The following is a 17,027-nucleotide window of genomic DNA, read 5'->3' on the forward strand; positions in this document are numbered from 1 at the left end:
CGGCACGGAGCGGTTCCGCGTCCGGCACCGGATGACGCGCCGCCACTTCGCCGCGCACACCGGCGGGGCCTCACCCGGCGTGTGTCGTCGGTGGAGTCGCCCGTTCCGATTCGCCGGAGACGAGGCGGTGGGGCACCGGCCCGAGAAAGCGGCTCCGCGAATCGGGTTCCGAAGTGGTGGGAAGGAGCAGTGTGGAGGCGAGCGAAACGACGAGTCGGCCGGACGGACCGCGCGCCGTCGCTCTCGGCGGTGGACGGGGACTGCAGGTGAGCCTCGCCGCGTTGCGGCGGATAACCCCCGACATCACGGCCGTGGTCACCGTGGCCGACGATGGTGGTTCCTCCGGCAGGCTGCGGCGCGAGCTCGGCATGCTTCCACCGGGTGACCTCCGCAAGGCGCTCTCCGCGCTGGCGGCCGAGGACGGCTCGGGTCACACCTGGGCCCGGTTGTTCGAGCACCGCTTCGGCGGTAACGGCGCGCTGGCGGGGCACGCGGTGGGTAACCTGCTGTTCGCCGGATTGCTGGATGTGCTGGGCGACCCGATAGCGGTGCTGGACGAGGCGTGCGGCCTGCTGGGGGTGCGGGGGCGTGTGCTGCCCATGTCCGTGGAGCCGCTGGACATGGAGGCCGACGTCACGGGCCTGGACGAGGATCCCGGGGCGGTGCGCACGATCCGGGGGCAGGTGGCCATCGCCAGCACGCCGGGACGGGTGCGCCGGGTCCGGCTCAACGCGGTCAACGGGGGGCCGCATCCGCCGCGTGCCGCTCCCGAAGCCGTTCGAGCGGTGCTGGACGCCGATGTCGTGCTGCTGGGGCCCGGTTCCTGGTTCACCAGCGTGCTGCCGCATCTGCTGGTTCCCGAGCTGCGCGACGCGTTGGTCAGCACCTCGGCTCAGCGGATCGTGGTACTCAATCTTGTCCCGCAACCGGGTGAAACAGCGGACTTCTCACCGGAGCAACACCTCGACGTGATCTCCGAACACGAGCCGAAACTGCGGGTAGACGCGGTATTGGCCGACTCCGACGCGGTGCCGACGCCCGATCGGCTCCGTGCTGCGGCGAGCGGACTTGGTGCGCAGACTTTGCTTGATCGAGTCGCCGCCGCACCCGGTTCCGGAAAGCACGACCCGGATGCTCTCGCGGCGAGTCTGACAGCGGCACTGGAGAGGAGGACGGACCGGTGGCCATGACCGCGGCGGTCAAAGACGAACTGAGCAGGTTGCCGACGACCAAGGCGTGCTGCCGCAGAGCCGAGGTGTCCTCGCTGTTGCGCTTCGCGGGCGGGCTGCATCTCGTCGGCGGGCGAGTGGTGGTGGAGGCGGAGCTCGATTCCGGTTCCACGGCGCGCAGGCTCCGGCGGGAGCTGCACGAGCTCTACGGGTACCACTCCGACGTGCACGTGATCACCTCCGGTGGGCTCCGCAAGGGCACCCGCTACGTGGTGCGCGTCGTCCGTGACGGGGAAGGGCTCGCCAGGCAGACCGGATTGCTGGACCCGAGGGGGCGTCCCGTGCGGGGGCTTCCCTCGCACGTGGTCTCGGGCGGGATCTGCGACGCGGAGTCCGCCTGGCGGGGCGCGTTCCTGGCGCACGGCTCGCTGACCGAGCCGGGGCGCTCCTCCGCGCTGGAAGTCACCTGCCCTGGGCCCGAAGCGGCTCTGGCGTTGGTCGGTGCGGCCCGGAGGCTGGAGGTGCAGGCCCGTTCGCGGGAGGTGCGTGGTGCCGATCGGGTGGTGGTCCGGGACGGCGACGCCATCGGCGCGCTGCTGACCCGGCTCGGCGCGCACAACAGCGTCATGACCTGGGAGGAGCGGCGGGTGCGCCGTGAGGTGCGCGCCACGGCCAACAGGTTGGCCAATTTCGACGACGCGAATCTGCGGCGTTCGGCCCGTGCCGCGGTGGCTTCCGCGGCCAGGGTGGAACGCGGCCTGGAGCTGCTCGGAAGCTCGGTTCCGGAGCACCTGCTGGTTGCGGGCAGGCTCCGGCTGGCGCACCGACAGGCCTCGTTGGAGGAGCTCGGACAGCTCGCCGATCCGCCGATGACCAAGGACGCGGTGGCGGGGCGGATCCGGCGCCTGCTGGCCATGGCCGACAAGCGAGCCAGGGAGCTGAACCTGCCGGACACCGAGTCCGCCGTCACCGCCGAACTGTTGGAGTCCGGTGTGGACGGAATGCTGCGGGAGGAGCAGCACGACTGAGCGGGTGGACGGCTCGCACGAGTGACCGGTGAACGACCGCTTCACCGGTCGCGCTCGTCCGGATCGGCTTTCGCCCGGTGGAACTCGCGCCGTATGATGCGTTCGGGGGAAGGCGGTGGTGCGCGCGCTTTCTCGCGCTCACCGCGCTTCACTCGTGGAAGTGAATTTCCACCGGTGTTTGTGAATCGTTACAGTCGTGTTCCGTGTCGCTCCGATCCGGGGCAACCCGTCCCGATTTCTGGGAAACCCGATGTCGGACGGCCGCCCGGAGTGCTCCCGGCGCTTCACGGCGACGGCCGAGGGGACGAGTACCCCGCCGCCGTCCGGAGGCGCGGCGTCTCCCGCGTTCGTAACCGGGACGAGTCGGGCGATAGGGTCGATGACGAGTCCATATGACCGCCACCTGCCGACGATTCGGCAGGGTAAGTCGCGAGGAGAGATCGGCGTGACCGTTCGCGTGGGTATCAATGGCTTCGGCCGGATCGGACGCAACTTCTGGCGTGCGGCAGTTGCCAGCAAGCACGATATCGAGGTCGTGGCCGCCAATGACCTGGGCGACGTCGCAACCATGGCGCACCTGCTCAAGTACGACAGCGTGCTGGGCCAGGTCCCCGAAGAGGTCAGCGTGACCGACGAGGGGATCAAGGTCGGCGGCAAGACCATCAAGATCCTCGCCGAGAAGGACCCGGGCAAGCTGCCTTGGTCGGACCTCGGTGTCGACGTCGTGGTCGAATCGACCGGGCTGTTCACCAAGGCCGAGGACGCCCGCAAGCACGTGGACGAGGGCGGCGCCAAGAAGGTCATCGTCTCCGCTCCCGCCAAGGGCGAGGATCTGACCGTCGTGCTCGGCGTGAACGACGACTCCTACGACGGCACGCAGACCGTGCTGTCCAACGCCTCCTGCACCACCAACTGCCTGGCCCCGATGGCGAAGGTCCTCAACGACAACTTCGGCATCGAGCAGGGCCTGATGACCACGGTGCACGCCTACACCGCCGACCAGAACCTGCAGGACGGTCCGCACAAGGACCTGCGCAGGGCCCGTGCCGCAGCGGTGAACGTGATCCCCACCAGCACCGGTGCCGCCAAGGCCATCGGTCTGGTGCTGCCCGAGCTCAACGGCAAGCTGGACGGCTACGCCATGCGCGTTCCGGTGCCGACCGGCTCGGTCACCGACCTGACCGCCACGCTCAAGACCAAGGCCACCGAGGAGCAGGTCAACGAGGCGTTCAAGGCGGCCGCCGCCGACGGTCAGCTCAAGGGCATCCTGCGCTACAGCGAAGACCCGATCGTGTCCAGCGACATCGAGGGCGACCCCGCCTCGACGATCTTCGACGCGCCGTTGACCAAGGTCATCGGCAGTGAGGTCAAGATCGTCGGTTGGTACGACAACGAGTGGGGCTACTCCAACCGCCTGGTGGACCTGGCCGACCTCGTCGGTTCCAAGATCTCCTGAAGCCGCACCGGCCCCCGGGCAGCTCGGCCCGGGGGGCCGAGCTGTCCCACCACCCCTTGTGATCCCTGGCGAGGAGCTACAGGCTTGAAGAATCTCGACGACTTGCTCGGCGAGGGGGTTCGGGGCAGGTACGTCCTGGTGCGTGCCGACCTGAACGTCCCGCTGGACGGCGAAACCATCACCGACGACGGCCGGGTCCGGGCCGCGCTCCCGACGATCGAGAAGTTGACCTCGGCGGGTGCCCGCGTGGTGCTGACCGCGCACCTGGGCAGGCCCGAGGGCGCACCGGACGCCCGTTACTCGCTCGCCCCGGTGGCGCGCAGGCTCGGCGAGCTGCTGGGCTCCGAGGTCGCGCTGGCCGAGGACGTGGTCGGCGCCTCGGCGCATCGAGTGGTCGGCGGTCTGGCCGACGGCGGTGTCGCGGTGCTGCAGAACGTGCGATTCGACCCCCGCGAGACCAGCAAGGACGGCGCGGAGCGCGGTCAGCTCGCCGACGCGCTGGTCGAGCTGGTCGGCGAGTCCGCGGCCTTCGTCTCGGACGGCTTCGGAGTGGTCCACCGCAAGCAGGCCTCGGTCTACGACGTGGCGACCAGGCTGCCCGCCTACGCGGGTGGGCTGGTGCTCAGCGAGGTCGACGTGCTGCGCACGTTGACCGGCGATCCGAACCGGCCGTACGTGGTGGTGCTCGGCGGGTCCAAGGTCTCGGACAAGCTCGGCGTCATCAACGCCCTGCTGCCCAAGGTGGACCAGCTGGTCATCGGCGGCGGCATGGCATACACCTTCCTCGCGGCCATGGGCAACTCCGTGGGGGACTCGCTGCTGCAGCAGGACCAGATCGCCACGACCAAGCAGCTGCTCGACGAGCACGGCGACAAGCTGGTGTTGCCCGTGGACGTCGTGGTGGCCGACCGGTTCGCCGCCGACGCCAACACGCAGGTCGTCCCGGCCGACGCGATCCCGCAGGGCTGGCAGGGCCTGGACATCGGTCCGCGTACCGTGGAGCGCTACGCTGGCATCCTCGGCTCGGCGAGCACGGTGTTCTGGAACGGGCCCGCCGGTGTGTTCGAGTTCCCCGCCTTCGCGGAGGGAACCCGGGGTGTGGCACGGGCCATCGCCGATTCCTCGGCGTTCAGCGTCGTGGGCGGCGGGGACTCCGCCGCGGCGGTGCGCACCCTCGGACTGGACGAGCGCAGCTTCTCGCACATCTCCACCGGGGGCGGGGCATCGCTGGAGTTCCTGGAAGGTAAGGACCTGCCGGGCGTGGCAGTACTGGAGGGTCGGGCATGAGCAAATCCAGGCAGCCGCTGCTGGCGGGCAACTGGAAGATGAACCTCAACCACCTCGAGGCGATCGCGCTGGTTCAGAAGATCGCCTTCGCCTTGCCGGAGAAGTACTTCGACAAGGTCGAGGTGGCCGTGATCCCGCCGTTCACCGACCTGCGCAGTGTGCAGACCCTGATCGACGGGGACAAGCTGTTGCTGCGGCACGGCGCCCAGGACGTCTCGCAGCACGACTCCGGCGCCTACACCGGTGACGTCTCCGCTCCCATGCTGGCCAAGCTCGGCTGCGACTACGTCGTCGTCGGACACTCGGAGCGCAGGGAGCACCACGGCGAGACCGACGAACTGATCAACCGCAAGGTCCGCGCGGTCCTCAAGCACGACATGTCACCGATCCTGTGCGTGGGCGAGGGCTCCGACGTGCGTGAGGCGGGCGATCACGTGTCGTACTGCACGAGCCAGCTCATCGAGGGGCTCAAGGGGCTCAAGCAGGACCAGGTGCGCCGCGCGGTGATCGCCTACGAACCGGTCTGGGCGATCGGGACCGGCAAGGTGGCCACCGCCGAGGACGCCCAGGAGGTCTGCGGGGCGCTGCGTGCCGCGCTGGCCGACAAGTACGGCACCGAGATCGCCGAGGAGATCCGCGTGCTCTACGGCGGTTCGGTCAAGTCCAGCAACATCTCCGACCTGGTGGGCCGGGAGGACGTGGACGGTGCGCTGGTCGGCGGTGCGAGCCTCAACGGCGACGAGTTCGCCAAGATGAGTGCGCTGGCGGCGGGTGGGCCGCTCCCCTGAGCCCGTTCCCGTGGAAATTCGTCCGGTCGGTTTTCGTGCGGGCTCGCTTGGCGGAACCTCCCGCCGGCTCTCGCTTCGCCGAGGCCCGACATCGGGTAGTTACTACACCACGTCGGGCCTTGCTCGCGAGAGCGCGCCGCGGGAGAACCCGCGGCGGTGCCGGTTGCGAGAGCGGTTGTTCGGCAGCTGGAATGCCGAGAAACCGGCGGAATACCGAGCCGACGGAGGCGAATCGAGAGTCCAAGATGCCGACGGTGGTCCACGGCGGCGAGCCGGTTCGGTAGGCTTGTCACGAACCGTGGTGCGAACGAGGACGTTATGACACTTTTGTTGCAGATCATGGTCCTGCTGACCAGCATCCTGCTGGTGCTGCTCGTGCTGCTGCACCGGGCCAAGGGCGGCGGGCTCTCCTCGCTGTTCGGCGGTGGTATGCAGTCGAACCTGGCGGGGTCCAGCGTCGCGGAGAAGAACCTGGACAGGATGACGTTGTTCGTCATCGCACTGTGGGTGATCTCCATAATCGGCACCGGCTTGCTGATCAAGCTGGGTGGCTGACGACCAGGCGCGCGGCCGGGTCTCCCGGCCGCGTCGTACTGCGGTCCCGGGCCGCACGGTGGCTGTCCGACCGACGGTTGGGAACGGTGGGTAGAAGCGGATGACTGGTGGTAACGCGATAAGGGGCATGCGCATCGGGTCGAGCCCGGTCGGTGTCGAGATCGATCGTGGTGACTCGGCTCCCCGACAGCAGGTCGCCTACTGGTGTGACAAGGGGCACCTGACCGAACCCTCGTTCGCGATGGAGGCACGGGTCCCCGACACCTGGGAGTGCTCACACTGCGGCCTTCCGGCCGGTCGTGACCGCGAGAACCCACCGCCGCCGAAGCGCAACGAGCCGTACAAGAGCCACCTCGCCTACGTGAAGGAACGGCGCAGCGACGCCGACGGGATGCGGCTGCTGGACGAGGCGCTGCGCAAGTTGCGGCAGCAGCGCGGCCGTTCCGAGGAGTGAGCCGGCGGCACTCCGCCGTCGCCACCTTCTGCCGCTTCTTCCCGCCGCGGTTTCTTTCTCGCCGCGGGGCCGCTTCCGGCTCCGCTCGTTTCCGTCGCGGGTGCTCTCGAAGAGTCCGTGGCGCTCCCGACGGGGTGGTTTTAGTCGATGGGCCCGTGCTCGCGCAGCGTTTCGCGTACTTCCATGAGCGCGAAGCCGAGCAGGTTCAGCCCCGGCCACCGCTCCGGATCGTCCGCCGCCGGATCGTCGGCGGCCAGGCCGATGCCCCACACCTTGTCGCGCGGGCTGGCCTCGACCAGCACCCGATCGCCGGTGTCGCGCAGGAAGCGGCGCGGTTCCTCGTGCTGGGCGAACTTCGCCACGTTGCCCGTGACCACGGCGGCGAACCGTTCCCGCTCCCACTGTCGTTGGTCGAAGCCGCGCACCTCGCGGCCCAGTGTTTTCGCGCGGTGCGGGTGCTCGGCGGCCAGGATTTGTTCCGCCATCTCTTCGTCGCCGAACAGCCGTGCCTTGCGCCACATCATGTAATGCTCTGCGGTGGCGAAGACACGATCGTGCGCGATGAATGGGGCGGGCCACCACTGACTCAGGCAGCCCCGGCCGGGACTGCCGTCCCGCTCCGGACGATGTCCCCAGAAGAACACGAACTTCGTCCGCACGCCCAACCGCATTCGCTCGACCAGCTCGGCGACGTCGCGCGGGCGGCGCGCCGAGCCGGTCGCTGCGTCATTGTGCTCGTGCGTGGCGGGCTCGTTGATGGACACGTGGATGATGCTACTTTCCCTCGTCCTCGGCAGGGGCGGTAGCGCTCTTGGCGTTCTCGGATTCCGCCCCGCCGTGCGGCGGTGTCTCGTCGTACAGCGACGGCGTGAACCGCCTGAGCTTCTTGATCGCTTTGCTCTCGATCTGGCGGATTCGTTCCCGGGTGAGCCCGTACTCCTGCCCGATGGTGTCGAGCGTGGCCGGTTCCCCGACGAAACCGTGCCGCCGCCGCAGGATGTCGCGTTCGCGGTCTTCGCACCATCCCAACGCCCGTTCCACGTCCTCGATCTCGAGGCCGAACAGATCCGGCTCGATAGGATCCCGGTAGCGTTCCGCCGCTTCGTGCAGTGTCACCGTGTCCAGCTTCTCCAGCAGTCCTTCCAGCGAAGTACTCGTGGGTAGTTCGGTCAGCAGCCGCCGCACTTCCTCCTCGGAGGTTTCGAGCCGTTCGGCGACGGCTGAGTATTCGACCACCGCATCGGAGCCGCGGAGCGTCTCGATCGCCGCGAGCACAGGGTTCAGCCGCTCCATGACGTGAACCGGATACCTGATCATGCGGGGCTGGTCGGCCAGCGCCCGGGTGATGGCCTGCCGGATCCACCAGGTCGCATAGGTCGAGAACTTGTTGCCCTGCCGATAGTCGAACTTCATCACCGCGCGCAGCAGCCCCAGGTTGCCCTCCTGCACCAAGTCGGCCAGATCCAGACCGTGTCCTTGGTATTTTCGGGCGTTGGAAAACACCAATCGCAGGTTGGCGTTGACGAATTCGTCGAACGCGTCCCTGCCTTGGCGAACCAGTGTTCGTAGTTCCCGCGCCTGTGAATCGTTCTCCGCCCGCTGCTCCAGACATTGTTCGGCGAACAGTCCGACCTCGATCGTCTTCGCGAGTTCCACCTCCCGCTCGGCCGACAGCAGCTCGTATTTCGAGATCTTCTCGCGGTACCGCCACACCCAATCCTTGGGAAAGTCAACGGGACCCGAGGATTCGGAACGGTCCTCCTTACGCGTCTCGGGAGGCCGCTGCGCGGGAATTTCGGGATGATACATCCATCCCCGGGCCGGTGTCGGAGCACTCGCCTGCGCTGATGTCGACGCCGGTTTCACCTCGTTTCCTTCCCGCTCGTCCGAGACCTCCCCGGACCGCTGTTCGGTGGGAACGATGCCGAGGTCGGCGAGCGAGATCCGCGAGAGGTCCAGCACCTCGTCCCCGCGCAGCGCGAGCTCCGTACGCGGTTTCGGGACCCCCGCCCCGCTCCGATTCGGGCCGTACGATCGGCTCCGCCGATCCGGATGGGGAGCGGTTTCCGAACCGGAGGTCGATTCCGGTCGAGGAGTCGTTTCGGGACGGGGACCAGCGGGGGCCGATACCTCCTGCCCCGCCAGTGCCGCGGGCAGTGGGATACCGGCTCGTACCAGTTCGCTGAGCAGCGATCGGAATTCCGCTCGCGGGATGCCGAAATCGCGGATCACTGACTGTACGTCGGGAAAGCCGAGCTCGCGTTGTGCGGCGAGTTCACGCAGCGCGACGACGGCCGCGTCACGAGAGGTCGCGCCCCTGTCCGGGGAGTCGGTCTCGGTGCTGTGCATGGCGGTCTCACTTCGCTGTGGCGTCGTTCGGTGCGAAGCTGTCCGGCAAGGTGCCGTTCCGGCCTGTCTTGTTGGTGACCGCGTTCTCCGGGACAGCGCCCTTCAAGGCAGCGTTTTCCGTGAGGGGAACGAACTCGTGCAGCAGTCGCAGCGCGGCCCCGCGTGAGAGCAGCTCGTGGTAGCGCTGGTTGCGGAATCCCCGCAGGCAGCCGTAGCAGCTCGTTTCCGGTCCGCACTCACAGTCGTGCATACGTTTCGCGGCGGCGCGTACCACGTCCACGAGACCGTGGGCGATGCGTTGTGTGCTGCCCGCACCGCCCGGCGTGGTGTCGAACAGCACCAGCGAAGGCACGCCGTCCTCACCGCGGTGCACCGTGCCGTCGATGTCGTCGCGGCTGATCTCCAGCGCTACGGCCGCTCCTTCCAACAGTGCGTACAGCGCCGAGCGCAGCGCGTTCTGGTCGTGGTCCAGTAGCAGCATCGGCGGGAAACGCAACTCGACGAAATCGGTCTCGTAGCGGTGTGCCAGTGAGGACCTGCGTAGCGGACCGTCACAGTCGCCGTCCTTGAGCAGGTGGCGGTGTGGTCTGGGGGGCTTGTCCGGCCCCACGGGCTGTCCCCATCCGCACCATTGGCACAACTGGAAACCAGCGTGGTTCGGGCCTTCGTTGATGACCACGAACCTCCCGCGCGTCCCAGCGCGCCAGCCCAGTATCTCCCCGCTGGGAAAGGTGACGCTGTCCTCCTCGACGTCCGCGTGCGAGTCGACGATGTAGGTGGTGCCCGTCCATGAACGCCTGGGGGCCTGGCTCGCCTTCTGCTCGGTGTGCTTGGAGGCGACGAATCCGTATGAGGGTTCGACGTATTGCTGTGCCTTGTTTGTGCGGACCGTGTGGCAGGCGGGGCACTCGGCCTCCGGGGGCTCGACGGATTCCCGGTAGTGGCCGCACGCTTCGCACACCGCGTAGTGTCGGCTGACCAGATCCCGCCCCGGCAGGCGGTACACTCCTCCCGACGTCCACCGCCTGCCACCGGCGATGACCTCTGATCCCGGTGCGTACTCGTTGACGGCCATGCTCAGATCCCTGGTCAGTTCGAGATCGGGTTTCCGTCCGCCCCTCGCGTGGTCGGTGCGCAGTTCGACGGTGTCGACCGGAAAACCGTACTTGGGCAGTACATTGTGGGTGGCCAGGAAGTTGATCAACGGGCGCTTCCGAAGCGTTTCGAGTACTTTCTTGTACTGTTCGGCAGCCCGGTAGTTCTGCTGCCGTACCGCTTCTTCCCTGCGCTCCTCGAAAGCGGCCACATCCTGGCGAAGTTCCCGGCGGGTACTTTCCAGCAGCCGTTCGAGTTCGGTGACCCAGGAGTCGGTGGCCACGCCGATCTCCCGGTGCACGCTGTCGGGCAGGATCTCGTCCAGGCTGGCACGCACCGAGTTCGGCACCGGATCGAGGAACTCCGAAAGCCTTGCGACGGGCAGCACGAAATCCGGCGGCGTGGGATCCGGCGGCAGGAAGAACTCGCCCGCCGTGCGCCAGCTCTCCCCGTGTCGCTGCTTCATCGTTCGGAAGAACGCGGCCAGTGCCACCGAATGGGCGTGCCTGCGGTCGATGCGTGCGTTCTCCAGCGGCACCACGGGTGGCCGGGTCTCACCCGCGATCATCTTCTCCGGTTCGTTGAAGCGGAACAGATCGTGCGAACGCCGCTGTGCGTATGTCAGCGCCAGCGCCGCCGAGTCGGCACGTCGACCGGCCCGGCCCGCGCGCTGCACGTAGTTGGCCGTGGTCGGTGGCATGTTGCGCAGCACGACCGTTTGTAGCTCGCCGACATCCACGCCGAGTTCGAACGTGGTGGAGCAGGACAGCGCGTTCAGCTCGCCCCGGACGAATTCGCCCTGGATCTCGGCGGCCTTCTCGTTGCTCCACTGCGCGGTGTGCTCCTGCACGCTCATGGGGACCGGATCGGACTTCTGGTACAGGTGCCGGTAGTGGTCACGCTCCTCGTGCTCGGCTGGTCGGTACCAGGGTTCGAGGGTCCCGTCACAGCGCAGGGTGGGGCAGACACCGTGAACGTCGAAGCCGAGAATGCGACGACAGCGGTCGCAGCGGAACAACCGCTCCGACTCACGCACCGGCCGCAGCCGCAGTTTGCGGTGGTCGATCCTGTGTACCGTGCCGAGTCGGGGCAAGGTCTCGGAGCGCAACCAGTCCGAAGGACCGTCACTACTCTTCGTCGGGGTGAGGTCCTGCCACAGCTCTTCCAGCAGCTTACGCGGGTCCGTATCGCTGCCGATCCGTCGTAGCACTCGGGTCAGGTAGTCCAGGCGCCGGTTGGTACCGGATGTCGGCAGCCAGCTCAGCACTTTCCGCTTGGCGTCGGAACCCGACATACGCACGTGGATCGGCCCGCGTCGAGGTGCGAACGCCTCGTCGTCGGCGTCGACGTCCTCCGGCATGTCCACCGCACCCTGGGTGCGCAGTGTGCGCAGCAGTTCCTGTAGCAGGTTCCAGCTCTCCTCCTGGGTGAGCCCCAGTTCCAGCAACCGCCGTGGGGGCCGCCAGTGGGGTTTGCGTGCCAGTTCCACTCGGAGCAGGCCCACGCCTTCCAGGGATTGGCGGTCGTGGTAGCTGATCACTTCCCGCATCGTCCACAGTGCGGCGAACCGTTTGCGTTCATTGCGGGAGGTGTCCTCCTCGAAGACCCGGGCGTTGTCGGCCGTCCGGGCTGTCCGGTGTGCGAGGTCCTCGATCGTGGCGGGTTCGCCTTTCGCCTCGTCCCAGCCGCGCAGACTCGACAGCAGCAGTCCGCGGTGCGCGAGGCTCTCGTGGGTGTCCTTGAGATAGGGGGCGAAGTAGGCGGCGGTCTGCCTGCTGTCGCTGAAGAACAGCAACTTGCGCCCCTGTCCCGGCAGGTTCACGGTTTCGTCGCTGGTGTCCGGCGGCAGCGCCTGGTACAGAGAGGTGGCCAGCACCGAGGTTGCCGCTTCGGCGCCGCTTTCCAGCAGCCGGATCAGTCCACTGCCCCGAGCTCCGCAGGCCAGGCAGTGGTCCAGCGCTCCGGACTGGGAGTGGATCAGTCGCACCGGGCGCAGCTCGGTGCCCGGGCATTCGTCGACCGGGCATTCGCTCGCGGTGCCCTGGTGCAGCGATCCGCAACCGACACACAGGTGGTACGGACTGTCCTCGGTGGTCTTTCCTTCCTCCAGCAGTGCGTCGTCCTCGTCCACGTGCCGGGGGTCCGCGCTGTCGTGATCCTCCAGCAGCAGCCAGGCGTGCCGGTGGTCCACTCCCGCCCGCCAGGGGACGTGGCGCGGCAGCCGTCCACTTTTGTTCATGGCACCGTGCAGGTGCACTGCTCCGCACCGCTGGCAGCCTCCCAGCTCGAACACCATCCTGGGGCAGCGTTCGCACCGCTCCCGGCGGCTCAGGCTCAGATGTTGCTCCTGGTCGGTTCCCAGACAGCTGAACGCGCCCTCGGTGGCGCGTACGAAGAAGTGGAACCTGGTGGAAAGCACCGGGGTCCGATCCGAGTCGTGCACACTTCCCGCGAGCGTGACCAGAGCTGTGGCGGTCTCGGTGGCCTCGTCGCCGTGTTGTTCGGGGACGAGTTCCGCGGCGATGTCCCGGATCGGTCGCGGGTGTTCGTCGAGCAGCTCGTGCAATCGTCGCAGCCGTGCCTCGCATCGCAGCGCTTCGGCGGCGTCGTTTCCCTCCCAGCCGTGTTCGCGCGCGGTGCGCAGCAGCTCGGTTCGTGGATCGTCCGTCGCCAGCAGTCCGGCATAGCTCGACGGTGGCAATGGTCCCCATTCGACCGCCGTCGTGAGCCGCGTGGGTTTCACGGCGGTGACCAGATCCTGTCGATCCGAATTCTCGGGGGCCCAGTCGAACGGAAGTCCGAACAGTTGGGTGGCGAAGTCGGTGACCGCCTTCGGGTCACGCTCGGCTCCGACGGTGGCGCTGGTGGCTATCGCGCGCGGTTCGTCAGTCGTACCGACTCGGTTCCGCAGTCGGCGCAGCAGCATCGCCAGCTCGCTGCCCTTGGCTCCGTCGTAGACATGCGCCTCGTCTACGACCACGAAGCGCCAGTGGGAGGAGTCGGTGTTGGTGAACAACTCCGTGTCCTGCGGGCGCAGCAGCAGGTATTCCAGCATCGCGTAGTTGGTCAGCAGCAGGTGCGGCGGTGCCGCGCGCATTTCCTCCCTGCTGAGCAGCTCGTTGGGTAGCCGCTGCTCGCCCGGGTTGAGTCGGTGGAAGTGCTCCTCGGCTTTGGATTTGGTTTCGTGGGTGTCGCCGGTGTAGCGGCCGAAAGTGACGTCGGGAATCGTGGCCAACAGTCTGCGCAGTCGTTTCATCTGGTCGTTGGCCAGCGCGTTCATCGGGTACAGCAGCAGAGCTCGAACCCCGGGACCGAGCGTTCCCGCCGCTCGCTGTTCGGCCAGGTGCGCCAGGACGGGCAGCAGGAAACTCTCGGTCTTTCCGGAGCCGGTCCCGGTGGCCACCACGAGATTTCGTCCCGCTCGCGCTTTCCGCACCGCGTTCTCCTGGTGCCGGTGCAGTGGTCGATTCGCGGGCAGCTCCGGTCCGGTGAAATCCAGGAAGGACTCGGGCAGCACTCCTTCCGCGATCAGCTCGGTGATGTCCGCGCCTGCCTCGTAGCTCGGGTTCGCTTCCAGCAACGGGCCGTTGGACAGCAGGGGGCTGCTGGTGATGGCTTCGTCGAGTGCGCCTGCCAGTGCGGAGTCCCGCAGTGGGAGCAGCGAACGCAGGTAGCGGCGGTATGCCTCGTTGATCTGTGCGCTGGCGTGCAGTGGGTTGAATCGGTTCACGAAGGGTTCTTTCTGCTGTGTTGTGGTGTCGGAGAGGTTTCGTTCGACTGCTGTTCCTGCCGCGCCCGCTGCTCCTGCCGTGCCTGGTGTGCCACCGTCAGGAACTCGGCGAGCACCAGATCGGTGGCGACCCGATCGGGAGCGAGTTCGGCGAGGTGGGTCCAGCCGTGGCGCACCAGTCGTTCGACCGCCGCCGCGTCGCGGTCCCGCTGTGCGGCCAGCCGCGCCGTCAGGGCCAGTTCGAGGGACAGCCGTTCCAGTGGAAAGTCGGGATGTGGATCGGCGGTGCGACGTCGCGAGGCGATCTCGAAGAGTTCGGGATATCGCTTGCGGTAGATGAACCGTCGCAGCTCGTTCCGGCAGTTCCGCAGTTCGTCGAGCGATTCCGCGGTGAGGGTCAGTTCGCCGCTCGGGGTGGGGTGCTCGGGTGTCTGTTCGCCCAGCAGCGGGGGTGTGTTCTCGTCCGGATCGGTGCGGTCGCCGGTGAGCAGTTCGAGTGCTCGCGGCGCGCACCGCTGGTCAAATGTGTCCAGCAGTGCGGTTTCCGTCGTGTCCAGTTCGTCCTGCTGCCAGCCCGTCGATCCGGTGCGGTAGAACAACAACGGGCCGGTCAGCAGCAGCGCGGGTAGCGGTCTGCTGGTCCAGAGGGAGCGGACTCGTTCGGGATCGGCCACATGGCGCGAGGCGTGTGCGGCGATTCCGGACCGTACGATAACCGGAATGAGATCGCGCGCGCTCGTTCCGCTGTCGGAACTGGCCAGCAACGAGGCCACGGGATCGTCCCCCAGCCTCATGGCGCATTCCTTTGCCGTGGTGCGCCCCGACGCCGGTTCGAGTAGTTGTTCGGCCCGCGCGGCCGAGGCCCACAGCAGCGGTAACGCCGTGGTGGTGCGGGGCAGCGATCCTCGCCCCGCGAGATAGCCCGCCGTTTCTTGCTCGACCGGTTCGGCGAGTTCCGGAATCCGGCTCTCGTCGCCCACACGGAAGACGCTTCCCGCTTCTGAGGGGGTGACTCCGCCGGTCCGGTTCGGTTGTGCCCAGGAATGGTGCACCGTGACCAGCAGTGGTGCTTCGGTATCGAACCGGGGCGGCAGTTGGACGGTGTCCTCGGAGGCGGCCAGCTCGACGGTGTGTGTGGGTCGCCAGGGCGTGTACGGGCAGTCCACCCGCACCCGCAGCCGTTCCCGAGTCGCCCGCTCGGTGATTAGCAGCCGGGCGTCTTGTTTCCGTACTCCACTCGCCGGTTTCGGTAGCCGTACGGTGGCGAGCTCGACCCCCTGCCCGGGCAGGTCCAGTCGGAGCCGCAGCGAGCCGTGCGCGCGTACGGTGTCGATCAGTCCGGCGAGTTTGTAGCGGATCACATCGCTGGCGGGCAGCCGCTGTCCACGCAGCTGTTGCAGCGTGTCGCTCCCGTCGTGGGCCAGCAGTACGGGACTCCCCTCGTGCGCCTCGCGTATCACCTCGGGTAACGAGAGATCCAGGCACGCGTTCTCGGACAGCTGCCCCAGGGTGTAGTGCAGCCGGTTGATTCCCCAGTCCTGGTTGTGCGTGCCCAGCCGTTTCCGCATCGCGGCGTGCTCGGGTTCCACGCGCAGCGTCAGCCGTCGCGTCTCGTCGGCCGTGCGCAGCTCAACCGCGCCGCTGCGGGCGCTCTCGCGCAGTTGAACGGTTTCCGGAACCGCGAGGACGTTCTCCGGGGTGCGGATCGAAACCCGCGCTCGGTAGAGCTGTCCCGTTTCCCGGAGCATCCGCACCCGTGGAGTGGGGGTGGCACCGAGGCCTTTTACGAGGGTGAATGTGGTGCTGCTCGCCTGCCCGCCGGAGTCGACCGCTCGGATCCGGAACCGTCCCATGGCGGAGCGGGGCATCAGTTCGTCCAGCTCCACCGGGCCGTCCGTCGCGTTCACCTCCCACGAGGCGCTCTGCCCGGGGGTATCACCGATGATCTCCACCGTCCACCGCTGGGTGTCGTCGCCGGTGAGGTGCAGGACCGGCGCGGCGGAATGAACCGAGTCCCCATCCCGGTCGCGTAGCGTCGGAACCGGGGCGTCGAAGGTGAACTCGGCGTGTGTCGCGAGGTTCACGGTACGCCAGGTACCGAACCGCGTGCCGGCCCTGCCGTCGCCGATCCCGGGACGCACGCCCCGGGTCTCGTCGAGCAGTACCCGTCCCAGCCACCAACCGGACCAGCCGTTCGGCGGTGCGAGTTCCTCCAGCACGTGCCGTTTCCCGTCGAAGCACCCCGGCCCCGGTTCGCCCCGATGCAGCAGCCACACCTCCCCAGCGGGGATCGGTTCTCCCGACGGGATGAGCGCACCCTCGGTGTCGAAGACCAACAGCGGGTCGTCCGGACTGACCAGCGGCACCCACTGCGACTGCCCGAAAGGATCGCGGCACTCCACCGTCTCGACGGGTCGTGTCACCAACCAGTGGTTCTCGACCGATGGGCACACGGCGCTTCCGGCTCGAACGCGCCACAGTCGCGGCAATGTCGCGTCGGAGGTCAGCACCACCGTGCCCCGATCCGGATCGAGCCCCGCCTCGAAAGTGGCCGCCTGTGGTTCACCGGTTCCAGCTGTCGAGAGCAGCGCGGCCAGAGCGGTGGTGTGCCGCTCGTCGGGGTGTGCCGTGAGTTCGTTCCGGTCCCGTTCGGTCAGGGTGTGCCAGGCCGCGGCGAAGGCGCGTAGCCAGGTGTCGGCGTCGATCGTGACGGGTGTTTCCGCTGCCGGACCCAGTGCCGTTTCGACGGCCGGTGGGGAAAGCGCGCCACGTGGCTCGCCGGGATCGGGTGAGTCGGCGACCAGCCGCACCAGCGTGACCACGGTGCAGTACGGCCAGCGCCGGAACACGGTACCCGGATCGGAGTCGGTGGCGTGCTCGGCGCGAAGCCGCTCGTAGGCGTGCAGTGCGACAAGCACCAGATTCCGGCGATGTTTCCCTGAAATGGGGTTTTCCGTTGCCCGTGCCGCGTGCGGGGTGTTCCGCCAGCGACGCTCGCTGTCGTCGAGCAGTTTCAGCGCGGGCAGGGTCGGTGCCGGTTCTTCCGCTGGTGCGATGTCCGTGGTCGTCGGAGTCTCGTCAGTCGTGTCCGGTAAGGGGATCACCCCTCGGAGCGT

At 67.9% G+C, this 17,027-nt stretch carries 11 protein-coding genes; 7 read left to right on the forward strand and 4 right to left on the reverse strand.

What is annotated here, in order from left to right; translation table 11 throughout:
* Positions 1–191: 191 nt before the first annotated feature.
* The 7 genes from BLQ75_RS17650 (at position 192) to BLQ75_RS17680 (ending at position 6,737) form a co-directional block, all read left to right on the forward strand.
* Positions 192–1,190 (forward strand): gluconeogenesis factor YvcK family protein, encoded by a 999-nt coding sequence (locus BLQ75_RS17650; protein ID WP_092603922.1) that lies wholly within the window; start codon positions 192–194, stop codon positions 1,188–1,190.
* Positions 1,181–2,197 (forward strand): DNA-binding protein WhiA, encoded by a 1,017-nt coding sequence (whiA, locus tag BLQ75_RS17655; RefSeq protein WP_092603772.1) that lies wholly within the window; start codon positions 1,181–1,183, stop codon positions 2,195–2,197. The genes BLQ75_RS17650 and whiA overlap by 10 nt, the downstream gene beginning before the upstream one ends.
* A gap of 445 nt (positions 2,198–2,642) precedes the next feature.
* A complete protein-coding gene (gene gap / locus BLQ75_RS17660; RefSeq protein WP_043574628.1) occupies positions 2,643–3,653 on the forward strand; it encodes a type I glyceraldehyde-3-phosphate dehydrogenase in 1,011 nt (336 codons plus the stop codon).
* Between the two features lie 84 nt (positions 3,654–3,737).
* Positions 3,738–4,940: a phosphoglycerate kinase gene (locus BLQ75_RS17665; protein WP_092603774.1), complete on the forward strand. Its 1,203-nt coding sequence runs from the start codon at positions 3,738–3,740 to the stop codon at positions 4,938–4,940.
* On the forward strand, positions 4,937–5,728 hold the full coding sequence (gene tpiA / locus BLQ75_RS17670; RefSeq protein ID WP_092603776.1) for a triose-phosphate isomerase: 792 nt from the start codon (positions 4,937–4,939) through the stop codon (positions 5,726–5,728). The genes BLQ75_RS17665 and tpiA overlap by 4 nt, the downstream gene beginning before the upstream one ends.
* A gap of 318 nt (positions 5,729–6,046) precedes the next feature.
* Positions 6,047–6,283, forward strand: coding sequence for a preprotein translocase subunit SecG (gene secG / locus BLQ75_RS17675; RefSeq protein WP_043574635.1), 237 nt, complete (start codon positions 6,047–6,049; stop codon positions 6,281–6,283).
* A gap of 100 nt (positions 6,284–6,383) precedes the next feature.
* Positions 6,384–6,737 carry an RNA polymerase-binding protein RbpA gene (locus tag BLQ75_RS17680; RefSeq protein ID WP_092603778.1) on the forward strand — a complete coding sequence of 118 codons (354 nt, stop codon included), beginning with the start codon at positions 6,384–6,386 and terminating at the stop codon, positions 6,735–6,737.
* 140 nt (positions 6,738–6,877) lie between these two features.
* Here BLQ75_RS17680 and BLQ75_RS17685 read toward each other — a convergent pair whose 3' ends face one another.
* The 4 genes from BLQ75_RS17685 to BLQ75_RS17700 all read right to left on the reverse strand — a co-directional run bounded on the left by BLQ75_RS17685 (position 6,878) and on the right by BLQ75_RS17700 (position 16,829).
* Entirely contained in the window at positions 6,878–7,408 is a 531-nt protein-coding gene (locus tag BLQ75_RS17685; RefSeq protein ID WP_092603923.1) for an NADAR family protein, read from the reverse strand.
* A gap of 103 nt (positions 7,409–7,511) precedes the next feature.
* Positions 7,512–9,086, reverse strand: coding sequence for a sigma-70 family RNA polymerase sigma factor (locus BLQ75_RS17690; protein WP_092603780.1), 1,575 nt, complete (start codon positions 9,084–9,086; stop codon positions 7,512–7,514).
* Between the two features lie 7 nt (positions 9,087–9,093).
* Positions 9,094–13,911 carry a DEAD/DEAH box helicase gene (locus tag BLQ75_RS17695; protein WP_092603782.1) on the reverse strand — a complete coding sequence of 1,606 codons (4,818 nt, stop codon included), beginning with the start codon at positions 13,909–13,911 and terminating at the stop codon, positions 9,094–9,096.
* Complete coding sequence (locus tag BLQ75_RS17700) at positions 13,908–16,829, reverse strand: hypothetical protein (protein WP_092603784.1); 2,922 nt, start codon at positions 16,827–16,829, stop codon at positions 13,908–13,910. The genes BLQ75_RS17695 and BLQ75_RS17700 overlap by 4 nt, the downstream gene beginning before the upstream one ends.
* Between the last annotated feature and the right edge of the window lie 198 nt (positions 16,830–17,027).

Source organism: Actinopolyspora xinjiangensis (genome assembly GCF_900104475.1).
Lineage (GTDB): Bacteria > Actinomycetota > Actinomycetes > Mycobacteriales > Pseudonocardiaceae > Actinopolyspora > Actinopolyspora xinjiangensis.